General features: G+C 64.0%; 18 protein-coding genes. 7 read left to right on the top strand and 11 right to left on the bottom strand.

Features of this window, described 5'->3' with window-relative positions:
* Window positions 1–80 precede the first annotated feature (80 nt).
* The gene (locus ACFWHB_RS04670) at window positions 81–716 is read left to right on the top strand and encodes a response regulator (RefSeq protein WP_234690550.1); all 636 of its coding nucleotides are present in this window, start codon (window positions 81–83) and stop codon (window positions 714–716) included.
* A gap of 6 nt (window positions 717–722) precedes the next feature.
* Here the strand turns inward: ACFWHB_RS04670 and ACFWHB_RS04665 are convergent, their stop codons facing one another.
* The 4 genes from ACFWHB_RS04665 to ACFWHB_RS04650 form a co-directional block, all read right to left on the bottom strand.
* Entirely contained in the window at window positions 723–1,889 is a 1,167-nt protein-coding gene (locus ACFWHB_RS04665) for a hypothetical protein (protein ID WP_395949555.1), read from the bottom strand.
* 21 nt (window positions 1,890–1,910) lie between these two features.
* A complete protein-coding gene (locus ACFWHB_RS04660) occupies window positions 1,911–4,355 on the bottom strand; it encodes a fimbrial biogenesis outer membrane usher protein (protein ID WP_395949554.1) in 2,445 nt (814 codons plus the stop codon).
* 81 nt (window positions 4,356–4,436) lie between these two features.
* Entirely contained in the window at window positions 4,437–4,925 is a 489-nt protein-coding gene (locus tag ACFWHB_RS04655; protein ID WP_111909846.1) for a CS1 type fimbrial major subunit, read from the bottom strand.
* A 29-nt stretch (window positions 4,926–4,954) separates the two neighbouring features.
* On the bottom strand, window positions 4,955–5,674 hold the full coding sequence (locus ACFWHB_RS04650; RefSeq protein WP_290030187.1) for a hypothetical protein: 720 nt from the start codon (window positions 5,672–5,674) through the stop codon (window positions 4,955–4,957).
* Window positions 5,675–5,899: 225 nt separating this feature from the next.
* Here ACFWHB_RS04650 and ACFWHB_RS04645 point away from each other — a divergent pair, with 225 nt between their 5' ends.
* Both ACFWHB_RS04645 and ACFWHB_RS04640 read left to right on the top strand, forming a co-directional pair.
* Window positions 5,900–6,637 carry an EAL domain-containing protein gene (locus ACFWHB_RS04645; protein WP_395949553.1) on the top strand — a complete coding sequence of 246 codons (738 nt, stop codon included), beginning with the start codon at window positions 5,900–5,902 and terminating at the stop codon, window positions 6,635–6,637.
* Between the two features lie 241 nt (window positions 6,638–6,878).
* Window positions 6,879–8,252, top strand: a complete 1,374-nt coding sequence (locus ACFWHB_RS04640; RefSeq protein ID WP_395949552.1) for an endonuclease/exonuclease/phosphatase family protein — start codon at window positions 6,879–6,881, stop codon at window positions 8,250–8,252.
* Window positions 8,253–8,312: 60 nt separating this feature from the next.
* On the opposite strand, the gene ACFWHB_RS04635 is transcribed toward ACFWHB_RS04640, so the two are convergent.
* Genes ACFWHB_RS04635 through dsrO form a run of 3 tightly spaced genes read right to left on the bottom strand, consistent with a single transcriptional unit; the run spans window position 8,313 to window position 13,319 of the window.
* The gene (locus ACFWHB_RS04635; RefSeq protein ID WP_395949551.1) at window positions 8,313–11,420 is read right to left on the bottom strand and encodes a tetrathionate reductase subunit A; all 3,108 of its coding nucleotides are present in this window, start codon (window positions 11,418–11,420) and stop codon (window positions 8,313–8,315) included.
* Window positions 11,420–12,547 (bottom strand): NrfD/PsrC family molybdoenzyme membrane anchor subunit, encoded by a 1,128-nt coding sequence (gene nrfD, locus ACFWHB_RS04630; RefSeq protein WP_395949550.1) that lies wholly within the window; start codon window positions 12,545–12,547, stop codon window positions 11,420–11,422. The genes ACFWHB_RS04635 and nrfD overlap by 1 nt, the downstream gene beginning before the upstream one ends.
* Entirely contained in the window at window positions 12,537–13,319 is a 783-nt protein-coding gene (dsrO, locus tag ACFWHB_RS04625) for a sulfate reduction electron transfer complex DsrMKJOP subunit DsrO (RefSeq protein WP_395949549.1), read from the bottom strand. The genes nrfD and dsrO overlap by 11 nt, the downstream gene beginning before the upstream one ends.
* A gap of 310 nt (window positions 13,320–13,629) precedes the next feature.
* Here dsrO and ACFWHB_RS04620 point away from each other — a divergent pair, with 310 nt between their 5' ends.
* The 3 genes from ACFWHB_RS04620 to pepE all read left to right on the top strand — a co-directional run bounded on the left by ACFWHB_RS04620 (window position 13,630) and on the right by pepE (window position 16,961).
* The gene (locus tag ACFWHB_RS04620) at window positions 13,630–15,465 is read left to right on the top strand and encodes a sensor histidine kinase (protein ID WP_395950171.1); all 1,836 of its coding nucleotides are present in this window, start codon (window positions 13,630–13,632) and stop codon (window positions 15,463–15,465) included.
* A gap of 1 nt (window position 15,466) precedes the next feature.
* Window positions 15,467–16,078 (top strand): response regulator transcription factor, encoded by a 612-nt coding sequence (locus ACFWHB_RS04615; protein WP_395949548.1) that lies wholly within the window; start codon window positions 15,467–15,469, stop codon window positions 16,076–16,078.
* 142 nt (window positions 16,079–16,220) lie between these two features.
* A complete protein-coding gene (pepE, locus tag ACFWHB_RS04610) occupies window positions 16,221–16,961 on the top strand; it encodes a dipeptidase PepE (protein WP_234677634.1) in 741 nt (246 codons plus the stop codon).
* A 90-nt stretch (window positions 16,962–17,051) separates the two neighbouring features.
* On the opposite strand, the gene ACFWHB_RS04605 is transcribed toward pepE, so the two are convergent.
* From ACFWHB_RS04605 to ACFWHB_RS04595, 3 genes are read right to left on the bottom strand one after another with little or no spacing between them, the layout of a single operon-like run.
* On the bottom strand, window positions 17,052–18,590 hold the full coding sequence (locus ACFWHB_RS04605; RefSeq protein WP_303807484.1) for a DHA2 family efflux MFS transporter permease subunit: 1,539 nt from the start codon (window positions 18,588–18,590) through the stop codon (window positions 17,052–17,054).
* 1 nt (window position 18,591) lies between these two features.
* Window positions 18,592–19,659, bottom strand: coding sequence for an HlyD family secretion protein (locus ACFWHB_RS04600; protein WP_163156221.1), 1,068 nt, complete (start codon window positions 19,657–19,659; stop codon window positions 18,592–18,594).
* 37 nt (window positions 19,660–19,696) lie between these two features.
* Entirely contained in the window at window positions 19,697–20,125 is a 429-nt protein-coding gene (locus tag ACFWHB_RS04595) for a MarR family winged helix-turn-helix transcriptional regulator (protein WP_106885974.1), read from the bottom strand.
* A 122-nt stretch (window positions 20,126–20,247) separates the two neighbouring features.
* Here ACFWHB_RS04595 and fumC point away from each other — a divergent pair, with 122 nt between their 5' ends.
* Window positions 20,248–21,639 (top strand): class II fumarate hydratase, encoded by a 1,392-nt coding sequence (fumC, locus tag ACFWHB_RS04590; RefSeq protein WP_395949547.1) that lies wholly within the window; start codon window positions 20,248–20,250, stop codon window positions 21,637–21,639.
* A gap of 118 nt (window positions 21,640–21,757) precedes the next feature.
* On the opposite strand, the gene ACFWHB_RS04585 is transcribed toward fumC, so the two are convergent.
* Window positions 21,758–22,195 carry a VOC family protein gene (locus tag ACFWHB_RS04585; RefSeq protein WP_395949546.1) on the bottom strand — a complete coding sequence of 146 codons (438 nt, stop codon included), beginning with the start codon at window positions 22,193–22,195 and terminating at the stop codon, window positions 21,758–21,760.
* Window positions 22,196–22,361 lie beyond the last annotated feature (166 nt).

Below are 22,361 nucleotides of genomic sequence, written 5' to 3'. Positions count from 1 at the left end.
AAAATCGGCGCATAAAGTATTATATAATCCACATGTTTAACACCCTGAATATTATTCATTGATTTATATGAGGCTCAATCATGTCTTTTAAAATCATTCTCGCCGATGATCATCCGTTGATACTGGCCGGGATCCGCAGCCTCATTACCCAGAGTCACATTGGTTGCGATATTGTTGCCGAAGCCCATCAGGTTTCTGAATTATTGAAAACATTACAACAACATAGCTGCGACCTGCTGATCACCGATTTCAGCATGCCGGGGGATGAACGCTGCGATGGTCTGGCCATGATCCAGCAATTGCGACGGGAATATCCCGAGCTGCCCATCATAGTGCTGACCCAGATACACAACGCCGGTATCTTGCAATCACTTGCCCAGTCGGGGGTGCGCGGCATCATTCTCAAGAAGGCCGTGCTCAATGAATTGACGGACGCCATTCGCCAGATAAAGACAGGCCAGCACTATATAGGCAACTCGGTCAACGCCGTGCTGGCGGAGGCCGGGTTGCTGCACCAGCCCCCCGCAGTGCAGCTCACCCCCAGGGAGAACGAGGTGGTACGCCTGCTGGCCAGCGGCATGTCGGTCACCCAGGTGGCGGAGTACCTCAATCGCAGCGTCAAGACCATCAGCACCCAGAAAAAGAGCGCCATGCTGCGGCTCGGCCTGCAAAGCGACAGCGCCCTGTTTCACTATGCAAAAGAGATGGGACTGTAATAAGGGTTAATTGATGGCCACATCGATGATAATGGTGATATCACCTTTATAAGTGCTGCCAAAATATTTCATCATCTCTTGCACGGATTTCTTTTCCACGACGAATCTGAATGGCCTATTACTATCAGCCAATATTTTATGATATGAATACAGGTCTTTCTTTCCTGCATAGATAGGCCATTCCTGATTTCGGATGCCGGTGCCATACACCTTGACTGGTACTTTATGGCCATTCTTGTCGTTCTTTATCTGACAACCATCCCCCTGTGCATTCAGATATTGGCAGCTCAGGCTGGCATGATAAGGAACTGCGACCCAGAAGCGCGCCGGCAGCACCGCATCCAGATAATCCGGGGTACGATAAATCCAGTGAAGCCATCCCCCTGGGGGCTGCAAGACGACGCGATTCCCGCCGGCCGGAAAATCAATCTTGATTTGATGGCGAACCTTGATGGTGAAATTCACGGTCAGCTGATTGTCCGTATAAGTGCCGGCGCCGAAATCGAAGTCCAGGTTATGCCCCATGGATAAAGTCAGTTTGCCGGTATAGGTGCCATTTTCCATCGCCAGTGGATTGGGGGCTTTCAATTTATACCCCAGGTAAATCGAACTGATATTGAGATCCTTGCCCACCGAGCCCGTGTTTTGTCCATGGCAGCGGCCACCGGATGCGCTGGCGGACTCTTTGACGTTGCGATAGACGAACAGAGACGAGCTGTTCTTCCATGCACTGACGTAAGCACAATCCCCTTTTTCCGAGATAGTGGTGTCTGCGGGCACCGAGCCCACATTCATCTCGGAGCCGACCGACGTCACGATAAATTTGAGGGTGTAGGAGGCTCCCCCGCCCTGCTTGACCAGGGTCACGTCACGGGCGCCCGGAAAACCGAGATAGTGCACCCCCTCCCGGCTGTCGCGGCTCTCCTTCACCTTTCGCTTGATATTGGCATCGAACCGAACGGCCTGGGGCGTCTCCACTGTGGCCGTGGTGCTGCACCAGAAGCCGGTCGCGTCCGGAAACTGGGTGCAGGGGGTGGTGTTGATGAACTTGGCTCCCCCCGCCTCATAGGTCGCCGGGTTATATTCCGCCGTCACATTCAGGGTGGCGCCCTGGGCGGCCCCCCCGATCAACAGGGCCAGCCACCAGCCACAACGCCTCATCTCCACTCTCATCTTCGACTCCTGTTCGAGGGCCTATTGGCTGGCCCAAATTTCGGGGCTGCACACCAGATCCCCCAGCAACAACAGATCCTGCTGACGCTCGGTACGGGCCGTATCCAGCGCCAGATCGCACTGCTGCGCACCATGGAATTCCACCTGCAGGCTGGGGTTTCGCTCGCTCATCTCCACCGCAAAGAAGCCATCGGCCTCGCTGACGGTACGCCCCGCGTGGTTGACCACCATGGCCCCCTTGAGCGGTGTCCCCTGCCCATCCAGCAGGCGACCTATCACTGTCACCGTCTTCATCACCCGCACCCTGTGATAGGCCACCCCCCCCTTGTTGAGGTGATAGGGCAGCAGGTTGGGGCGAATGGTCACCGACGGCGACTCGGCGCCCGCCATGTCCAGTTGCACGGCACCGCCGCGATAGGCGGTGACGGGCACCAGGTTGCGGCCGGGGCGCAGCACCACATTCCCTCCCTGATCGTCATAGGCGCGCAGGGCCAGCTCGGGAAGGTCGGACTCCAGATCCACTATCATGCCCGCCTCATACCCCTGGGGTTGACCGGTCAGGGTCAGGCTGCCCTCATCGCCAAAGGCCAGGGTGCTGTCGAGGTTGAGCCCGCCACTCAAGGCCCGGTTGTAGGAAGAAGAGAGCAGGTGGGCGTCGCCACTGGCGAGTGCCCCCTGAAAGCGGGCATGGCCCGCCATCCCGACCCCATAGCTGTCTGTGGTCAGGTTGGCCCCGACGCTCTGCAAGGCGCCCCACTCCAGCCACTGCTGGTATCCGAGGGAGGCATTGCGCTCCTGCCCGCCGGAGCGGGAGGTCCGGCTGCCAATGCCGATGGCAAGCTGGCTGCGCTCTCCCCCAAGGTTCATGCTCAGGGAGAGCATGCTGCCCCTGTCCCGCGCATTGTCGGTGCTGATACTGCCGGGGCGGTCGAACACCGTCAGGTTCCAGCTCACCCCCTGGCCGAGCAGCTCGCCGTTGTAACGCCAGCCCAGATCGGCCCCCAGCCCCTGCCCCTCCCGGTACGCCAGATAGAGGTTGGCGGAGTGATGCTCATCGAGTCGCTGCTGCAACGACAGGTTGCTCTGGGCAAGGTCACGCGCCTCCCCCCCCCGCAGCTCCTGATAGCGCTGCTGCTGATGACTGAGCACCAGGCTGCCATCCCCATAGTGATACAGCGCCTGCAGATCGAAGCCGGTGCCCACCCCCTGGGTCGCCATCAGGTTGCCAAACAGCCGCCACTGGTTGCCCGGGCTCCAGTCCGCCGAGAGACCATGCTGCCAGCGCTGGTCTATGTACTGGCTGGACGCCCCCAGGATCACCGAGGGGGTGAGCAGGTGGTTGAGCATGACGCCGCCGCTCGTGCTCTCGGGGCGCTTCTCTTCCCGGTCGCTGAGCAGCCGGGTCTGCTGGCCCAGAAACAGGTTGAAGCGCCAGGCCTCCTCCGGGTTTTGCCAGTTGCCCGGTTTGTAGATCATCTCCCGCCGCCGCTCGGTCACCTGGCCATCTTCCAGCACCCGCAGCTCCACCTCGTAGATGCCGGTGGGCAGCACCCGGGTATCCAGGGCCTGCAGCCCAGAGCCCACCTGCTGGGAGTTGATGAGCAAGCCATCCTTGTAGATCTCGACCATGCCGGGCCGACTCGGGGTGACATAGAGCGGGACAGTGCTGGCCTTGCCCTGCTCCACCAGCAGGGTGTCCGAATCCCCCAGCATGACCCCGAGCACGGTCGGCGTGCCGCCGCCAAACTGGGCAGGCTGGCGCACCAGCCCCTGGGCATAGGGGGAGAAATAGCCCAGCCGGTAGAAGCGCCCCTCTCCCTCATGCTCGGCATAGAGCTGCTGCACATGGTGCTGGGCAGGCTGGCCGGAAAACTGGCTCAGCTCCCCTTCCAGCAAGGGGGTCCACTGGCCGAGGCTGCCCTGGGCCGTCAGGTTGTAGCGGCCGCTGCGCTGCTCTTCCTCCCCCAGGGTCAGGTTCAGCTGATGGCGCATCAGGGCGCCATAGCTGCCCGCGGTGGGCAACTGGTGGTAGCGGGTCTGCTGTGAGCCGCTCTCCACCCGGGTGGTCAGCACCGAGAGCTGGGAGTTCTCCAGGCTGTACTCCAGGGCCAGCACGCCATTGGCACACTCGCCCTGGCACGGGCCCAGGCGGTGGGGCACGGCCAACACCTCGACCCAGCGCTGGCGTGTGCGCTCGTCCAGCTCACTCTCGTGGCCGTCGGTCAGGGTCAGCAGTTGTACGCTGGTGTCTTTGCCCAGCACTATCTCGCCCTCCCCCAGCAGTTGCCCATCCACTAGGATGCGCACCGCCAGCGGGACGTCGAAGAAGTGATCGGCAAAGCCATCAGGCAAGTCTTGGGCTTGTTGCAACACATCGAGGGGCTGGGTGGCACGACTCTCAGTTGCCCAGACAGGCTGGCCCAGCAGGGCCAGGGCCAGCGCCAGCAGGAAAGAGAAATAGGGCACGGGTCATCTCACTCTTGGCATCAGCGCAAACAAAAAAGGCTCCCCCGATACAGGGAGCCGAACTTAATCGCCGTCATTTGCTTAGGGCTTTTTGGGCGCTTCCGATTCAAACATCATGTTCACCACGCCCTGATAGTTGCCGGGCTGATAGCCGGCCACAGGGGCGTCGGCGGGGATCACTTCCAGTCCCAGCAACTTGCCGGTCTTGGCATCCTCTGCCTTCATCACCTCGACTGAGGTGGTCGACAGGGCGACACCACCCACCTTGATGGTCAGGGGAATGTTGTCGTTGCCGCTGGCCATCACGGCCGGGTTGGTCAGGTAGCCGGTGATGGCGCCTATGGTGCTCTTGGCATCCAGCTGCTTGCTCAGCGTGTCCAGCTTCTTGGTGTAGGGGTTGTAGGCCAGCTTCTGCGGCGTGCTCATCCAGTTGTCGCCACCGGTCGGCTGCACATAGAAGGCCTCGCTCGGGATCTGGGCGGTCACTGTGACCTGATGTTCAATGCGTTCTGCCGCCATCAGATGGGCCGATACCAGCATCGCCAGGGGCGCAACAATCCATACTTTCATTACTCTCTCCTCTGTATAAACAAGAAACATCAGTGTCCAATCACCATGTTTCTACTCTGGTCACCCTCAATCAGCGCAAAGCGATAGAGGTGATCTTTCTGTTTCACAAGTTGCTTCTTCATGCTCGGCAACAGATGAATTTTTCCTGGTGTTGAACAGTTTTTTGCCCGTCCATCACACTCCTCGAAAAAGTCCAGCACTATGGTGGCATTACCGTTATTCACGACTGTGGTCATGGTGTCGGTCTCTATCAATTTCGTATCAAAGCGGGTCTCTTTTGGCATGACAAAAATAATGGCGCCGAACCCGGTCAATATATTTACGCCGGCAGAGACTTGTTGCTGAGCATCAATACTCTGGCCATCCATATCGAATCCATCCTCTTTCCTGGGCAGCACGGGAATAAAGCGAACCCTGAAATAGCGCTCCTTGTCCCGCGCCCCCATATAGAGCAAGCGGGTAGCCTGTACCCCTTTGGCCGGGATGATCAGGCGCGACGGGCTGGCAATCAGGGCCCGGTTGCCTTCGGTCAGCTCCGCCGACTCACGGGGCTGGCCGGCGCCGTCATAGGTTATTTCGTGAATGGCTACCTTGACGAAGGCGGTGGTATCGCCCTGATTTCGGATCCGCTTCAAATAAGTTCCCTGCTGACCTGACATATAGTCAAAAAGGGTGCCTATGCTGATTTCGGCCGATGCCGATACGTTGCCGCTGAGCATCAGCAACAAAATAAAAAATAGGTTTCTCATCTTTATTCCAGACTGAATTTATTGCGGCACTATTTCTTGAACAAGCTATTAATGAGCCGTTCGAATATCACTGGGGCCAGTTTATGCAGCCTGCCGGGGGATGTTAATCGGAATAATCCTATATTGAATTTCAGGCGGCAGGCTCATTATCAGATAATTCCTACAGCTGCCGGGTGGCTGCACCCTGTATTATGCGCAGCCATCCATCGCCATCAGGTGAGAGCCATGTTTGCGTTCAAAGAAGAGTATCCGATGAGTGCCATGGCCACGATGGCCATGGCGGATGTCGCCGTTCCCTTTTACCAGCCGATCATAGGTCGGGACCGTCAGGTCAAGGGCTATGAGGCGCTGGCCAGGCGCTGGGATCCGGTGGCCCAGTGTTACAAAGGCATCGATTTTGCCTCCCTCAGCCAGGACGAATCCCTGCATCTGGATATCGTCATGCTCAGGGCCATCATGAGGGATCTGCCTGTCCTGGCGAAGGGGGGGCCCTATACGCTCTCCATCAACCTCAACCCGGCACTCTCCAGCCCGACCTATCAGAACCTGTTGCTGCTGGTGCTGATGCAGGCACGCAAGGTGGGGATCGACATCTGGTTCGAGGTGCTGGAATACGCCCGGCTGGAGAGCCAATACAGGGAGCTGATAGAGGTGCTGCGCGCCCATGGCGCCCACATCGCCTGCGATGACTTCGGCTCCCGGGAGTGCAACTTTCAGCGCCTGATGGCCCTGCCCTACGAGGTAGTCAAGCTGGACCGCTCCCTGCTGCTGCAGGCGGCACGCACCTCACACGCCTTCAAGATGCTGGTGGGCCTGGTGGCCTACCTGCAGCGCCTCGGCATGGCCGTGGTGTGCGAGGGGGTGGAGACCCAGACCCATGTCGAGATAGCGAACCGCCTCGGCTGCGACTATCAGCAGGGCTACGCCTACGCCATGCCCTCCCCCCTCTCCCGCTGGTCCTAGGCACCCGGGACCAGAGGGTCAACCGGGGCCAGGGCGCCAGCTTCTTTTGCCCTCGCACTTATCCAGAACGGCCAGGCCCGTACCACCACAGGGCCTGGCTGCCCCTTCCTCTTCTTCAGGCTGTGAATGGACTCACACTTTGGCTCATTCAGAGCCCGTTTCAGATCAGCATCTCTATAATGGGCCCGCCTGGGCCTCTTCGGTGCCCTGGCATAACCTGTTGATGCTACGGAATATTACAATGAAAAATAGCCACAAGACCCTGCTCGCCGCTGCCATTTCCCTCGGATTGATGGCAGGCTGTCACAGCAACAATGACTCCAAGGCCCCAGATCCCATGGTTCGCTTCGCTACCTTCAACCTCTCCTTCGATCGCACCGCCCCCGGCATGCTCTCCGGCGAACTGGCGCTGGACCGCGCCGCCCAGGACACCCTGCTGGCCCGCTACCAGGAGGGCGACACCAGCCTCGGCAAGGCCGAAATAACCCAGGCCAAAAACGTGCAGCAGATCCGCAATATCGCCGAGATAGTGCAGCGCACCCGGCCGGATGTGTTCCTGCTGAACGAATTCGACAACGACGGCAAGGGCGAGAGCACAACGGATCTCAAGGCGTTCAACGACAACTACCTGGCCCATGCCCAGCACGGCGAGGCGCAGGCCATCAGCTACCCTGTGATGCAGAATTTCGCCACCAACACCGGCCTGATGAGCGGTCATGATCTCAACCTGGACGGCAAGCACAGCAGCGGGCCGGACGACGCCTGGGGCTTTGGCAACTACCACGGCCAGTACGCCTTCGCGGTGATGTCGAAATATCCCATCGACACCAAACAGATCCGCACCTTCCAGCACTTCAAGTGGAAGGACATGCCGGGCGAAGTCAACCCCATCATCGACGACTGCAACAACCCCAAGGCGCCGATCCCGGCCGGCCGTCAGTGTGGCGAGCCCTGGTATGACGCCGCGGCCTGGGCGCAATTCCCGCTCTCCTCCAAGAACCACGCGGACGTGCCGGTGCGCATCAAACAGGGCAACAAGGAGGTGGTGGTCCACTTCCTCATCTCCCACCCCACGCCCCCCATCTTCGGCAATGCGGCGCGCCACAACGTCAAGCACAACAGGGCCGAGGTCGCCTTCTGGCAGGACTATGTGGAGAGCGCCAGCTACATGGTGGACGATGGGGGCAAGGCGGGTGGTCTGCCGGCGGGTGCCCGCTTCGTCATCGCCGGGGATCTCAACGCCGATCCGCAAGCGGGGGACGGGGATCTCAGTGCCATCCAGGACCTGCACAACCATGCGCTGGTCAACCAGGCAGTCACCAACGGCGCCCTGATCCCGGTCAGCCAGGGTGGCCCCGAGTGCCTCGCCAGCCAGCCGGATCAGTGCAAGCGCAACAACGGCCGCACCACCCCGGAGCGCATCAGCAGCAGCAGCGGCCTGCAGCTCGATCACCTGCTCCCCTCCGCCAACCTCAATGCGGTCGCCTCGGGGGTGTTCTGGCCCGCCAGCTTCGAGCCCGGCTACCACCTGGTGTATGACGCACAGCTCGGCATCGCCAAGGGAGTGAGCTCGGATCACCGCCTGGTGTGGGTGGACTTCGAACTGGACAAGTGATGTTCAGGATCACTCAATGAAAAGCGGGGCCATGATGGCCCCGCTTTTTTGCAGCTGGCGCTAGACCAGCTTCTCGACCCGGGCCGGCAAGCCCTGGCGGGCCGAGGAGCCGATGGCCCAGTCCACCAGGGGGTAGCGGCCGTGGCGGCTGGGATCCAGCACCGCCAGATCGTTGAGGTTCACCCCGGCGCCGCGCAGGGCGCTGGCCGCCACCGGCTGGCCGTCTACCCAGTGCTCCCGCGCCCCCAGCTCCTTGTGACCGAAGCCGTGTTCAATGGCGATGGCATCTTCCTGCACCCCGGCCACGCACTCGGCCAGCCCGATCACGCTGCCATTGGGGGTACTGACCCGCACCCTGTCCCCGCTCACTATGCCGAGGCGCGCCGCCGTCTGGGCGTTGAGCCGCACCCCGTTGCTGGGGTGCACCTGGCGCAGGCGATCCGAGCTTATGCTCATGGAGCTCATGGTGTGGGACTTGTAGCTGGTGAGCAGCAGGGGCCACTGGGCCGGCTTGAACGCCTCATTGAGCGGCGTGCCGTCGGCGAGCTGGGCCCGGAAGAAGCGCGGGGTGCCGCTCAGGAACTGGCCGCTCTGGCTGTGACGGCGGCTGCCCACCGCCGGGTTCCACAACATCAGCGGCTTGGGCCAGCGCTTGCTCGGTTGCCCCGCCTCGTCACGTCCCTTGGCCACCGGCTCGAAGCGCCCGCCCCTGGCGTAGAGATAGGCGGCGCGGCTCGCCTCCTCGGTGCTCAGGGTGGCGTTGAGGGTCGGCAGGATGCGTTCCACCCCAGACCAGGCGAGATCCTCAGGCTCTATGGGGGGCACGGGCTCACCCAGATAGGCGACGTTGGCCGCGCCGTAGAGGGAGAAGTCCGCCGCCTTATGAAGACCGTGCAGCTTGCCATCCGCCCCTTTCAGGGCCCCCTCGCCAAAACCCGGCAACCCCAGGCGTTTCGCCACGGCGATGAGGAAAGACTCCATGCAGACCGGATCCCCCGAGGCTGTCTTGACGACACGAGGCTCCACCACGGGCCAGCGGCCGGTCGAGACCTTGGTCATGACCCCGTGCCAGGCGGTGGCCCAACCCCAGGACTCGTAGGTCAGGGTGTCCGGCACTATGTAGTCCGACAGCGCCGAGGATTCGTTGATGAAGCTGTCGATGCTGACAAAGAGCGGCAGCACCTTGGGGTCTTTCAACTGCTCACCTATGGCCTGGTGCAGCCCGGCCTGACCGTAGAGGGGGTTGCCCATGTGGTTGATCCAGGCCTTGGCACGGTAGGGATAACCGCTCACCGCCGCGGTCAGGTGCTCGCCGAGCAGGGGGCCCGAGATGGGGAACCAGGGCTCGTGAGCCGGATAGGGGTTCTGCCCCGCCTCTTTCTTGCGGCGATATTCGGAGGTCTTCTCGTAGGGGAACTTGGAGCGGGACAGGAAGACGCCGGCGGGTTTCACCATGCCGGGGAAACTCGCCAGATCGTAGCGCGGCCCTGCGCCGAAGGGGTCAAACTTGCCGCCGCTCGCCACGGCGCCCCCCTTGGCGTTGAGGTTTCCTATCATGGCGTTGAGCATCATGATGGCCCAGGCCGTGTAGAAGCCGTTGGCGCTCATGGTGCCGCCGTGGGTGATCACCGCCGCCCGGGTGCCGTGGCTGGTGAACTCCCGGGCAAGGGCCTCGATGTCGGCCACCGGCACGGCGCACTCGGCGCTGTATTGCTCGAGGGTATGCTCCCGGCTCGCCTCGGCCAGCAGCTGGAAGCTGCTCTTGACCGCCAACTCCCCGCCCGGGGTCGAAATGCTGCGCGCCACCCAGAGTCGGGCCCGCTCGCACTGCCCGGCCGGTGTCGGCTCGTCACTCCCCTCTTCGACCACCAGCACGGCATCCCCCTCGCCATAGGCCTCGCCCTCAAAGGGCAGCCCCAGATCGCTGGCGTGCAACATCTGGCCGAAGCGGGGGTGCGACTCGTCGCAGACCACCAGATGGCTGGCGTTGCTGAAACCGCGATAGCCGGCCCGCTCGGCGGCCTCGGCATTGGGGGCCGCCAGGAAGGGTTCGGCGTAGCGCTCGTTGTCGATGATCCAGCGCAGCATGGCCATGGCCAGGGCCGAGTCCGTGGCGGGCCTGATGGGCAGCCAGCGGTTGGCGGGAGCGGACGGCATGTTCACCGTGTTCGGCAGGCTCGGCGCCACCACCACATAGGAGAAGGGCTTGCCCTGCCGTGCCCGCCCCGCCGCCAGCTGGCGGGACTGGCGTTTGAAGGGGTTGCCGGACTGCTGGGGAGAGGTGCCCATAAACAGCAGGAAGTCGCTCTCGTCCCAGTCTGGCTTGAGGTGGGCGTTCTTCTCCAGATCGTCCAGCAGGGCGCCGGCCCCGACCCGGAATGACAGGCCGCAGTAGGCGCCGTGGTTCGCGAAGTTGCGGGTGCCGAAGCTGTTGAAGGTGAAGCGCTTGATGAAGGCGTCGCGCCCCTCGTCCGAGGCGTTGCTCACCAGCAGCTGGTTGGCCCTGGGGCCATATTCCGGGTTGGCGGGATCGAGCGGCTCGGCCAGGTTGCGGATGGCCCTGAGCCCTTCAACCTGGCCCTCCCCGAACAGATCTCCCCCCTCCACCACCTCCTCGATTAGCTGTTCGAAGGGGATGCTCTGCCAGCGGCCGCTGCCACGGGGGCCGACCCGCTTGAGACAGCGGGTGACCCTGTGCGGGCTGTCGAGCTGCTCCAGCATGGCGTTGCCCCGGGCGCAGGCGGTGGAGCGGCCATCCAGGCCCCCCTCCTGATAGCCGCTGGTAGCGAGCAGCGCCTGCTTGACCGGCGTCTTGAAGTCGATGTGGTGCAGGGCCGAGAGGGGGTGATAGGGGTTGCCGAGGATACGCACTATCTTGTCGCTCTCGTTGTCGATGCGGGCCCGCACCCCGCACAGGGTCCAGCAGCCGAGGCACATGGTGTTGGCGAGGCGCTGCGCCGGGTTGGGGTGAAGTTCCCCTCGCTCATCGACCCTGTACTCCACCGCCAGGGAGTTGCCGTGGATGGGATCCCGGGTCGGCTTGCCCGAGCTGCCGGTGGCCACCCCGCTCGCCACCTGCTTGAGGGTGTCGCTGTAACCGGCCACGAAGAGCCCCGTGCCCCCGGCGATGGCGGCTCCCTTGAGAAATTTGCGTTTGCTGTGATCCATCAGAGTGCCTCGCGAGCGCAATGGGTGGTGGCTGCCTGGGTGGCAGATGACGTTGTGGCGGATGGCAGAGCCGGGGCGCGCACCAGCTCGGAGAGCGCCACCAGCAGGGCCAGCAGCAGGCCGAAGGTGCCGAGGATGCCGAGCACCCCGGCCGGCCCCCAGGCTATCTGGTAGACATAGACACCGGCGCCATATTTCGGCGCCAACTGCCCCTGGATAAGCACCAGCCAGCGCAGGCCCCACACCAGGTGCAGTGCCAGCAGCCCCAGGCCCCAGGCTTGCAGGCGGGGGGAGAATCGGTGCCCCGCCAGCAGCAACAGGCCGAGCAGGGCCAGGGTCAGCAGCAACCAGTGGGCCGCCAGCCGCCAGCTAGGATCCAGCCGATAGAGGGCACTCGCCTCCGCCGCCGAGGCGCCGCCGAGCAGGGCCCAGCCCAGCAGGGAGAAGGCGAGCAGCGCCAGGGTCGGGCGGATCTGGCGCAGCAGCCCCGCCTCCGTGCCCTGCTGCCAGCCCGCCAGCAGGCGGTTGAGCAGCAGCAGGGCGCTCTGGGCCGCCAGCAGGGCGCTCAGCGCCAGCAACCAGGGGAGCCAGGGGGTGTGCCAGAGCGGACGCGCCGCTACCACCATGGTCTCGAGCCCGGTGTAGAGGGCGATACTGAGCCCGCTTAAAATAGCCATCAGGGCAAGCGGTTTGAGCCAGGGCTCGCCGGACCAGTTCCCCAGGCAGAGCAGCCGCGCCAGGGCGGCGACCCTGTCATGCTCCTCGCCGCGCCTGGCCAGGTTGGGCCTTATCAGCAGCCAGCCCAGCAGCATGGAGAGCAGGCTGAACAGCGGCAGCAGGTAGGCGCCATACCACATGATGGAGGTGAAGCGGGTCTGGGCGTAGAAGTGCCAGGCCCGGGCGGGCTGGTGCAGATCCGCGGTCAGGGCTATGGGCGCCACCACCCCAGCCCCCATCATCAGCACGGCGGCCAGGGTCTGCAGCCGCCGATCCGGTGCCTTGCGCCACAGATCGGCCGCGCCCAGCCAGAGGGCCCCATAGGCGAGGCCTATGAGGAAGAAATATTGCACCGCCCAGGGCAGCCAGGTGATGGGTTGATCCGGGGCCAGCAGTTCGTTAATGGTCATGGGCTATCTCCTTGCCGTCGTCGCCAAGCAGGGTGCGCTGCGCCGGATGGCCGTCGATCTTGCTGACAAACGCCTCATCCATGCCCAGATAGAAGACCCGCGGCTGGGTATGGGCCTCGGGCTTGAGCACCTTGAGGGCGGATTCGTGCTCACGCAGCAGTCGGCTTATCTGACTCTTGGGATCGTTGAGATCCCCTATGATGCGCGCCTCGCCGACGCAGCTCTCCACGCAGGCGGGCAGCAGTCCCGCCTCCAGCCGGTGGGCGCAGAAGGTGCACTTGTCGGCGGTGTTGGTCTCGTGGTTGATGAAGCGGGCGTCATAGGGGCAGGCCTGCACACAGTAGCCGCAGGCGACGCACCAGTCGTTGTTGACCACCACTATGCCGTCATCGCGCTGGAAGGTGGCGCCCGTGGGGCAGACATCGAGGCAGGCGGGCTCGGCGCAGTGGTTGCAGAGCCTGGGCAACATCAAGAGGGAGGCGGGGGCATCGAGTGCCGCCAGGTCGCTCACCTCGTACTGGCTGACGGTGGTGCGAAACTGGCCGAGAGGGGGCTGGTTCTCTATGGTGCAGGCCACTGTGCAGGCCTGACAACCGACGCAGCGGTGCAAGTCGATCAGCATGCCGTAGCGCTTGCGGCCATCCCCCCGGCTGATGGCCGCCCGCCCATTGCGGGGAACGGGGACGGACTGGGCCTGAGTCACGGGGATCAGGGCCGCCCCTGCGGTGAGGGCGGCGATCCCGGATAACAATCGGCGCTTGCTGAGCTCCATGGCTTCTTTCCTTCTGCTGAGCTGGCTTCCCCCAAGAGGGGGGTTGGGCTGATTGTCCGCAACGCAGCAAGTCGCCTCTATTGTGGTTTTCCACATACCGGGAGCCGGGTTGATCCAGCGCAATAAAACCGGCCCCATAACCGCCAAACTGTGACCAAAGCCCCATTCGCCACCCCATCATGGCGCCTGGGCGGCCCAGCGCACCGCCCCGGTGATAGACTGGCTTCCCCATCCCCATCAGCCGCCCAAGGAGAGCGCCCTGTTCCGTCACGTCCCCTCATCACCCGCCCGCCAGCCCCTGCTGGCCCTGTTGCTCTGGATCTGGGTCGCCCCTGCCCTGGCCGGGCCTGTGCCCCCACCGACCGAGCCGGAGCAGGCCTTGGCCGAACCGGTCCGAATAGGGGTGCTGGCGACCCGTGGCCCGGCGCTTGCGCAGGCCCAGTGGCAGCCGCTGATGGGCTGGCTGAATAAGCGCGTGCCAGAGCGGCGCTTCGCGCTGGTGCCCCTGGAGCTCGATGCCCTGGCCGAGGCCGTCGCGCAAAGCAGGCTCGACTTTGTCATCACCAACCCGGGCCAGTCGGTGAGTCTGGCGCGCCAGTATCCGCTGGCCTGGCTCGCCACCCTCAAGAGCCCTGCGGGGGGTGACAACCTCGCCATAGGCGCAGCCCTGGTGGTGCGCGCCCATGCCCCCTACCGGCACTGGCAGGATCTCGAGGGGCGGCCGGTTGCCGCCGTGTCGGAAAACGCCTTTGGTGGCTACCTCGCCTACCGCTTCGAGGCAGACGAGCAGGGGATCAGGCTGGAGCGCTTCTTCTCCGCCGTGCGCTTCACCGGCTTTCCCCTAGATCGGCTCATCGAGCAGCTGGCGGCGGACCAGGTGGCCGCCGCCATAGTGCCGGTCTGCCAGCTGGAGCGCATGGTGCGGGAGGGCAAGGTCGCCGACTCGGATTTTCGGGTGCTGGACAACCAGGCGCCGGCGGGCTTTGGCTGCCAGAGCTCGACCCGGCTCTACCCGAACTGGGCCTTCGCCCAGACGGAGCAGGCCTCCCCTGCGCTTGCCCTGGCGGTGACGCGAGCCCTGTTCGACCTGCCAGCAGACAGCGAGGCGGCCATGGCCGCCGATTCGGCGGGCTGGACAGTGCCCACCAGCCAGCTTGGCATCGACCGCCTGCTCAAGGCGCTGGATCGCCACCCCCTGCAGGGCCCCTGGTGGCAATCGGCCTGGCACTGGCTGCGCCAGCATCAGCAGTGGGGCTGGGGCGCCCTGGCGCTGGTGCTGTTGCTCGGCGGCCACCACCTGCTGCTGCAATACCTGTTCAACCGCAGCCAGCGCCGACTGCTCGCCACCCGCCAGCAACTCGAGGAGAAGGGGCGCCAGCTCGAGCAGGCCAGACGCCTCGCCGAGCTCGGCGAACTCGGCGCCAACATGGCCCACGAGATCAACCAGCCCCTCACCGCCATCGCCAACTACAGCCAGGGTGCCCTGCTGCGCCTCGCGAGGCAGGGGCAGGATCCGGCCACGACCGCATCACAGGAGCCCCTGCGCCAGGCCCTGGAGCAGATTGGCCTGCAGGTCCAGCGCATCACCCAGACAGTCAACCGGCTGAGATCCCGGCTGCAAAAGCGCCCGCGCCAAGCCGAGCCCACGGACCTGGTCGCCCTGGTGGAGGGCCTGCAGCCCTTGCTCGGTCAGATGCTGGTCCCCCTCGGCGTCACCTTCACCCTGCGCTGGCAGGGGCAGCCGCGCCTGCTTCCCCTGGATGGCATAGGGGTAGAGCAGTTGCTGATGAACCTCATCAAGAATGGCGCCGAGAGCGCGGCCCGAACGGACGGCCCAGCGGCGCAAAGGGCTGAGCCGGGCCGGGTCGAGCTGCTTGTCTGCTTCGAGGCGGCGCTCTTGATCCTGGAGATCCGCGACAACGGCCCCGGCCTGAGGATGCCACAGGCCTGGCTGCAACAGGCGTTTCACAGCGACAAGGACGACGGCATGGGGCTGGGGCTCGCCATCTGCCGGGACGTGGTCGAGTGTCATCGCGGTCAGCTCACCTTGAGCAACCTGAGCCCCCATGGCTGCCTGGCCCGGGTGACCCTGCCCGCCCCTCAGCAGCCGCTTGAGGCCGCTTCCCATCCCAATCCAAGGAGCTGATATGCAACCCGTTGACCGCCCTCCCCTCTACCTGGTCGATGACGATCAGGCCGTGCTCGACTCCCTGCGCTTCATGCTGGAGAGCTGCGACGAGCGCCAGCTGCGCTGCTTTGCCGACGGCGAGCGCTTCCTGGAAGAGGTCGATCTGCGCCTGCCCGCCTGTCTCATCCTGGATTGCCGCATGCCGGGGCTGTCGGGCCCCGAGGTGCAGCAGCGGCTGAAGGCGGCCCAGAGCCCCATCGCCATACTGTTTCTCACCGGCCACGGGGAGGTGCCCCTGGCGGTGGAGTCCCTCAAGCAGGGGGCGGTGGATTTCTTGCAAAAGCCGGTGCAGCTGGCGCCCCTGCTCGCCGCCATAGCGCGGGGCGAGCAGGCGACGCAGAGTGCGGCCACCCGTTTAGCCCATAGACACGCCTTCGAGCGGCTCACCCCCCGCGAACACCAGCTGTTGCAGCTCATCGCCCAAGGCCACAAGAACCAGCAGATAGCGCAGGATCTCTGCATCTCGGTGCGCACCGTCGAGGTGTGCCGCGCCAGCCTGATGAGGCGGCTCGAAGTGAGCTCCCTGGCCGAGCTGATGCTGCGCTATGCGGCGGTCAATGGGCGGCCCTGAATCGCTCACGCCATGGGCAAACCCCAACCCCGGGACATAAAAGGTGGCGAGATCACACACTTGGCGCCGCCTTGGGGGTAGAGTAGCCCCTTCCCTTTATCAGGGCCGACCTAGGTCCTGCGCATTATTTCGAGGAGACATCATGGAACTGCTTCTGCTCAGCAATGGCAAAACCACCGAACACCCGGGCCTGCTCGGCTGGGCCCGCGACCGGGTGCAAACCCTGCTCGCCCGCAAACAGGTCAAACGCATCCTGCTCATTCCCTATGCGGTGATCCGCAGCGACTGGGATGCCCGCGCCCAGGATCTCACCGAGAGCCTGGGGGTGGAGACCATCAGCATCCACCAGTTCGACGATCCCGTGGCGGCCATCAACCAGGCAGACGCCATCTTTATCAGCGGCGGCAACACCTGGCGCCTGAACCAGCTGTTGCACGAATACGGTCTGGTGGTGCCCATACAGCGGGCCGTGCGCGAACGGGGCGTGCCCTATGTGGGCTGGAGCGCAGGTTGCAACGTGGCGACCCCGAGCATCCGCACCACCAACGACATGCCGGTGTGCAGTGCCGCCGTGCTGCCGGCGCTGGGCCTGTTCCCGCTGCAGATCAATCCCCACTATCTGGACGCCAGCATCAGCGGCCACATGGGGGAGACCCGGGACGAGCGGCTCGCCGAGTTCTGCGCCATCAACCCGAGCGAATCCGTGGTGGCCCTGCGCGAAGCCAGCCTGTTGCAGATCAGCGGCGAGAGCAACGGCGAGACAGTCGAGTACTGGAGCGTGCGCGGCGAAGGCTTCAAGATCTTCAAGCACGGCGAGACGACCCAGGAGTATGAGGACGCCGCTCCCCTGGCCGCCCTCACCCCCTTCATCCCCAAGATCTGAGTCTGGGGCGCTGCAATGAAAAGAGGGATGGCCAAGGCCATCCCTCTTTCGTTTGCCCGCTCGCACCGGGGTGAGATCCCGCAAGGGCCCTCACTCCAGGATCGCCAGCGCCTCCTTGCCGCCGCCACGCTTGGGGGCCTTTAGCAACAACACCAGCGGAATGGCGCACAGGCTGACCCACATCATCAGGCGGAAGTCCTGCAGATAGGCGAGCAGGCTGGCCTGGCGAGTCACCTCGCCGTTGAGCATGGCGAGCCCCTTGGGGGTGACCAGCGCCGCCGTCCCCATCCCCTGCTGCAGACCGGCATTGAAGGGAGTGATGTAGGAGGCGAACACCTCGTGGTTCATCTGGGTGCGCTGGGCCAGGTAGGTGATGACCACAGAGATGCCGATGCTGCTGCCGATGTTGCGCACCAGGCTGAACAGCGCCGTCCCCTCGTTGCGATAGCGCGGCGCCAGGGTCGCGAAGGTGATGGTGGAGAGCGGCACGAAGATGAAGCCGAGCCCCAACCCCTGGACTATGCCGGTGCGCACTATGTCCCAACTGCTGATGTCGGTGTTGAACAGCGTCATCTCCCACATGGAGAAGCTGGTAAGCAGCAACCCCAGCAGGATCAGGATCCGCACGTCCACCCGGCCCGACAGCCTGCCCACCAGCATCATAGCGAACATGGTGCCGACCCCGCGCGGTGCCAGCAGATAGCCGACGTCGATCACCGGGTAGCCCATCAGTCCCTGCATGAAGGGGGGCAAGAGCGTCATGGTCGCCAGCAAGATGATGCCGACGATGAAGATGAACACCAGACCGACGCTGAAGTTGCGATCCTTGAACAGGGCCGGCTCTATGTAGGGATGGGGATGGGTGAAGATGTGCACCACGAAGAGATAGAAGGCCATCACCATCATGACGGTCTCGATCACTATCTCCCGGCTGGCGAACCAGTTCTGGGATTCCCCCCTGTCCAGCGCCATCTGCAGCGCCCCTATCCCCAGGCTCAGCAGGGCAAAGCCCAGCAGATCGAAGCGGCGGCTGGCATCGAGTCTGGTCTCTTCGATGAAGGCGGCGAGCCCGAACCAGGCCAGCAGGCCGAACGGCAGATTGATGTAGAACACCCAGCGCCAGTTGTAGTACTCGGTGAGCCAGCCCCCCAGCGACGGCCCGAGGATGGGGCCCACCATGACACCTATGCCCCACATCGCCATGGCGGAGCCGTGCTTCTCGGGAGGATAGGTATCGAGCAGCACCGCCTGGGAGAGGGGCACCAGGCTGGCGCCGAAGATCCCCTGCAGCAGCCGGAACAGCACTATCTGATCCAGGCTCTGGGCCGCGCCGCACAGCATGGAGGCGACGGTAAAGCCCGCCACCGACCACATAAACAGTCTTTTCCGACCAATTCTTGCCGAGATAAAGCCGGTCAGTGGCATGAAGATGGCGGCCGCCACTATGTAGGAGGTGAGCACCCAGGAGATCTGATCCTGGGTCGCCCCCATGGCCCCCTGCATATGGGGCAGGGCCACGTTGGCTATGGTGGTGTCCAGCGCCTGCATTATGGTGGCCAGCATCACCGACAGTGTGATGAAGGTGCGGCGGGAGACCTGGTCTGTGCCCTCCGTATCTGTTGTCGTCATATCAACCTCGACCTGACAAGCCGGGCAGGGTGCGCTGGTGGCCGGTATCGATTTCGGCGGTGGCGCTCAGGCCGGCGCGCAGGGTGGGCAGATCCGCCCCGTCCTCCAGCTTGATCCGCACCGCGACGCGCTGGGCTATCTTGACCCAGTTGCCGGTGGCGTTCTGGGCCGGGATCACCGAGAACTCGGAGCCGGTGGCCGGGCTCAGGCTCTCCACCACACCGTGCCAGCGGGCGTCCGGGTAGGTGTCCACGCTGATGTCGACCTGCTGGCCCGGCTGCACATGGGTCAGCTCTGTCTCGGTGAAGTTCGCCTCCACCCAGGGGCTGTCGGTCTCCACCAGCATCATGGCTGTCATGCCCACCAGGCTGTACTGGCCGGGCTTGGGCAACTGGCTGGCGATGCCGTTGGCGGGGGCATAGATGGTGGTGCGGGCCAGATCCAGCTTGGCCTTGGCCAGACCGGCGGCGGCTTCCTGATAGGCGGGCTGCTGCTCCACCGGCAGGTTCACGTCACCGTTCAGGGAGGCTTCTATCTTCTTGAGCCCCTCCTCCAGCGCCACCTGCTGCTGGGCTGTCTGTATGGTGAGCTGGCGGGCGTCATCGTAGTTGGCAGTGGAGGTGAAGTGCTTGGCCACCAGATCCGCCTGGCGACGCTCCTCCTTCAGGGCATAGGCATGGCGCGTGCGGGCCACGTCTATCTCCGCCTGCTGACCGCGATAGCTGGTCTGCAGCGCCACCAGATCGGTGCGCACCTTGGCGAGTTCGGCCTCGGCCTTGGTCACGGCGACCCGGAAGGACTCGGGGTCCAGCTCGAACAGTGGCTGACCGGCCTTGACCTGCTGGTTCTCGGCGACGAATACCTTGGCCACCCGGCCCAGCACCTCGGTACTGATGGGCACCTTGTCCGCCTTCACATAGGCATTGTCGGTCTCCACATAGCGTCCGCCGTGGAGGTAAATGGCGCCCGCCCCGACCAGGACCAGTGCCGGTACCACCACCAGCAGCAGCAGGCGGGTACGGCGCCGGTTCATCTTGGGACGGGGGGAGGAGGGTGAGTCAGTGGTCATAAAATCGCTCCGCTGTGTGTTGCGTCAAAGTGAGAAATCAGGGATGAGAGAGGTTGGCGCGCAGTATCTTGAGGGAGTGACAGAGCGCATCCGTCGCCTCCTCCCCCAGCTCGCCGATGGCGCGCTGGTGCACCAGATCGGACGCCTGCTTGATCATCGCCAGATAGGGGGTTGCGGCCTCGGTCAGGTAGAGCTGATAGGCCCGGCGGTCGCCGGGATCGCTGCGCCGCTCCACCAGACCGTTCTCGGCCAGCTGATCCAGCTGGCGGGCCAGGGTGATGGGCTGGATATCCAGACCGTCGGCCAGCTCCACCTGACGGATCCCCTCGCGGCGCGCTATGTGCACCAAGGCGCGGGCCTGGGCCAGGGTCAGACAGCTGCCTTCCAGCTGCTGCTGGAACTGACGGCGCATCAGACGCTGTACGTCGCCGATCAGGAATCCGAGGGAGTCGGGTTGTTTGTTCATAGCATGCAACCTATATAGTAAGCTTTGCTTATTATAAGCCATGAGCCGACATATGCAAACTGGCCCCGGCCGCCGTTTGGGTTCATGCTGGGGACCACCACCTCAACGGCAGGAGAAACATCATGGATATCAGGATGGAGCGGGACAGTCTGGGGGAGATAGCCGTCCCGGCGGACAGACTGTGGGGCGCCCAGACCCAGCGCTCCCTGCACCACTTCAACATCTCGGGGGAGCGCCAGCCCATGGAGATCATCCATGCCCTCGCCCGTATCAAGTCCGCCTGCGCCAGGGTGAACCACGCCCTGGGGCTGCTGCCCGCCCGCAAGGCCCAGGCCATCATGGCCGCCGCCGACGAGGTGCTGTGCGGCCTGCACGACGCCGAGTTTCCCCTGATGGTGTGGCAGACCGGCTCAGGCACCCAGACCAACATGAACCTCAACGAGGTGCTGGCGAACCGGGCCAGCGAGCTGCTCGGCGGCGCACGGGGAGAGGCGCGGCTGGTGCACCCCAACGACGAGGTGAACAAGAGCCAGTCCAGCAACGATGTCTTCCCGAGCGCCATGAACCTGGCGGCCGTCACCGCCATCACCGGCCAGCTGCTGCCGGCTCTCATCACCCTCAAACAGACCCTGGCCAGCAAGGCTGCCGCCTTCGAGGACATCATCAAGATTGGCCGCACCCACCTGCAGGACGCCACCCCCCTCACCCTGGGTCAGGAGATCTCCGGCTGGGTCGCCCAGCTCGCTCAGGGGGAGCGCCACCTGAGTGCCACCCTGCCCCATCTGTGTGAGCTGGCCCTCGGCGGTACCGCGGTCGGCACCGGTCTCAACTGCCCGCCCGGCTTTGCCGAGGCGGTGGCCAAAACCCTGGCCGAGCAGACAGGCCTGCCCCTGGTGAGCGCCCCCAACAAGTTCGAGGCCCTGGCGGCAAGCGATGCTCAGGTTCATGCCCATGGCGCCCTCAAGACGCTCGCGGCTTCTCTCATGAAGATCGCCAACGACGTGCGCTGGCTGGCGAGCGGCCCCCGCAGCGGGCTCGGGGAGCTCAACATTCCGGAGAACGAACCCGGCTCATCCATCATGCCGGGCAAGGTCAACCCGACCCAGAGCGAGGCGCTCACCATGCTCTGTGCCCAGGTGATGGGCAACGACGTGGCCATCAACATCGGCGGCGCCAGCGGCAACTTCGAGCTGAACGTGTTCAGGCCCATGATCGCCTACAACTTCCTGCAGAGCGTGCGGCTCTTGGCGGACGGCATGCAGAGCTTCCACGATCACTGCGCCCTCGGCATAGCTGCGAACCGGGCTCGCATCGACGAGCTGCTGGCCCGCTCCCTGATGCTGGTGACGGCGCTCAACCCCCACATCGGCTATGACAAGGCCGCCGAGATCGCCAAACTAGCCCACCACCAGGGGCTGACGCTGCGGGAGGCGGCCATCGCCTCCGGCCACCTCACGGCCCAGCAGTTCGATGCCTGGGTGGTGCCCGCCGACATGGTAGGACGGCAGCCATAGGCCATCTCAGCCCCCGGGAGTCAGATGCCGGTGCCTGCCCAGATGGTGGGACCAGGTAAATGGAGGCGGTTAAAAACAGAAAGGGCGCCAAGGCGCCCTTTTCATTAGCAAAGCCGTCTCAGCTTTTGCTCTGGCAGTTGAACATCCAGCGGGTGCCGAACTTGTCCACCAGAGAACCGAAATAGTCACCCCAGAACATCTCCTGCAGCGCCATCTCCACCTGGCCGCCCTCCCCCAGGGCCGCAAACAGACGGTCGGTCTCGGCCCGGCTGTCCGGCTCCAGGTTGAGGTAGCTGTTGTTGCCCTGCACCAGAGTGAATCCCATGCTGGCGGGGGCGTCCGTGCCCATCAGCACATGGCCGCCGAGGATGGACAGCTCCACATGCATCACCAGATCGCCATCTTCCTGTGACAGGGGCGGCTGACCCGGGCAGCCGGGGGACTCCTTGAATCTGTGGAGGGGGCCGTTGAACTCGCCGCCGAACACCTCGCGGTAGAAGAGGAAGGCCGCCTCCGTCTCCCGGGCAAAATTGAGATAGGTACTGACACGCGCCATGATGAGCTCCTTGGTCATTGATAGCGGATTTCGAGGCCAGCTATCAGCATAGAAGAGCCAACGCCACCCAGGTCGTTCACTACACCAGTGAGTCCTGATTGGTGGTTTCCCTCGTTTCCCCATGAGTACCTGGCTGATATTTCATGAAAAAAGAGCAACCCGACCC

Origin of the sequence: Aeromonas mytilicola subsp. aquatica (assembly GCF_044336385.1) — a bacterium.
Lineage (GTDB): Bacteria > Pseudomonadota > Gammaproteobacteria > Enterobacterales > Aeromonadaceae > Aeromonas > Aeromonas rivipollensis.
This window is presented reverse-complemented; position numbering and strand designations above follow the sequence as displayed.

Excerpts from the sequence above, each read along its gene's own strand:
- ACFWHB_RS04650 (WP_290030187.1), bottom strand. The coding sequence starts at position 5,674 with ATGAGAAACCTATTTTTTATTTTGTTGCTGATGCTCAGCGGCAACGTA.
- ACFWHB_RS04640 (WP_395949552.1), top strand. The coding sequence starts at position 6,879 with ATGAAAAATAGCCACAAGACCCTGCTCGCCGCTGCCATTTCCCTCGGA.
- ACFWHB_RS04645 (WP_395949553.1), top strand. The coding sequence starts at position 5,900 with ATGTTTGCGTTCAAAGAAGAGTATCCGATGAGTGCCATGGCCACGATG.
- ACFWHB_RS04585 (WP_395949546.1), bottom strand. The coding sequence starts at position 22,195 with ATGGCGCGTGTCAGTACCTATCTCAATTTTGCCCGGGAGACGGAGGCG.
- ACFWHB_RS04615 (WP_395949548.1), top strand. The coding sequence starts at position 15,467 with ATGCAACCCGTTGACCGCCCTCCCCTCTACCTGGTCGATGACGATCAG.
- ACFWHB_RS04655 (WP_111909846.1), bottom strand. The coding sequence starts at position 4,925 with ATGAAAGTATGGATTGTTGCGCCCCTGGCGATGCTGGTATCGGCCCAT.
- ACFWHB_RS04605 (WP_303807484.1), bottom strand. The coding sequence starts at position 18,590 with ATGACGACAACAGATACGGAGGGCACAGACCAGGTCTCCCGCCGCACC.
- ACFWHB_RS04670 (WP_234690550.1), top strand. The coding sequence starts at position 81 with ATGTCTTTTAAAATCATTCTCGCCGATGATCATCCGTTGATACTGGCC.
- nrfD (WP_395949550.1), bottom strand. The coding sequence starts at position 12,547 with ATGACCATTAACGAACTGCTGGCCCCGGATCAACCCATCACCTGGCTG.
- ACFWHB_RS04595 (WP_106885974.1), bottom strand. The coding sequence starts at position 20,125 with ATGAACAAACAACCCGACTCCCTCGGATTCCTGATCGGCGACGTACAG.
- ACFWHB_RS04635 (WP_395949551.1), bottom strand. The coding sequence starts at position 11,420 with ATGGATCACAGCAAACGCAAATTTCTCAAGGGAGCCGCCATCGCCGGG.
- pepE (WP_234677634.1), top strand. The coding sequence starts at position 16,221 with ATGGAACTGCTTCTGCTCAGCAATGGCAAAACCACCGAACACCCGGGC.
- fumC (WP_395949547.1), top strand. The coding sequence starts at position 20,248 with ATGGATATCAGGATGGAGCGGGACAGTCTGGGGGAGATAGCCGTCCCG.
- ACFWHB_RS04665 (WP_395949555.1), bottom strand. The coding sequence starts at position 1,889 with ATGAGAGTGGAGATGAGGCGTTGTGGCTGGTGGCTGGCCCTGTTGATC.
- ACFWHB_RS04600 (WP_163156221.1), bottom strand. The coding sequence starts at position 19,659 with ATGACCACTGACTCACCCTCCTCCCCCCGTCCCAAGATGAACCGGCGC.
- dsrO (WP_395949549.1), bottom strand. The coding sequence starts at position 13,319 with ATGGAGCTCAGCAAGCGCCGATTGTTATCCGGGATCGCCGCCCTCACC.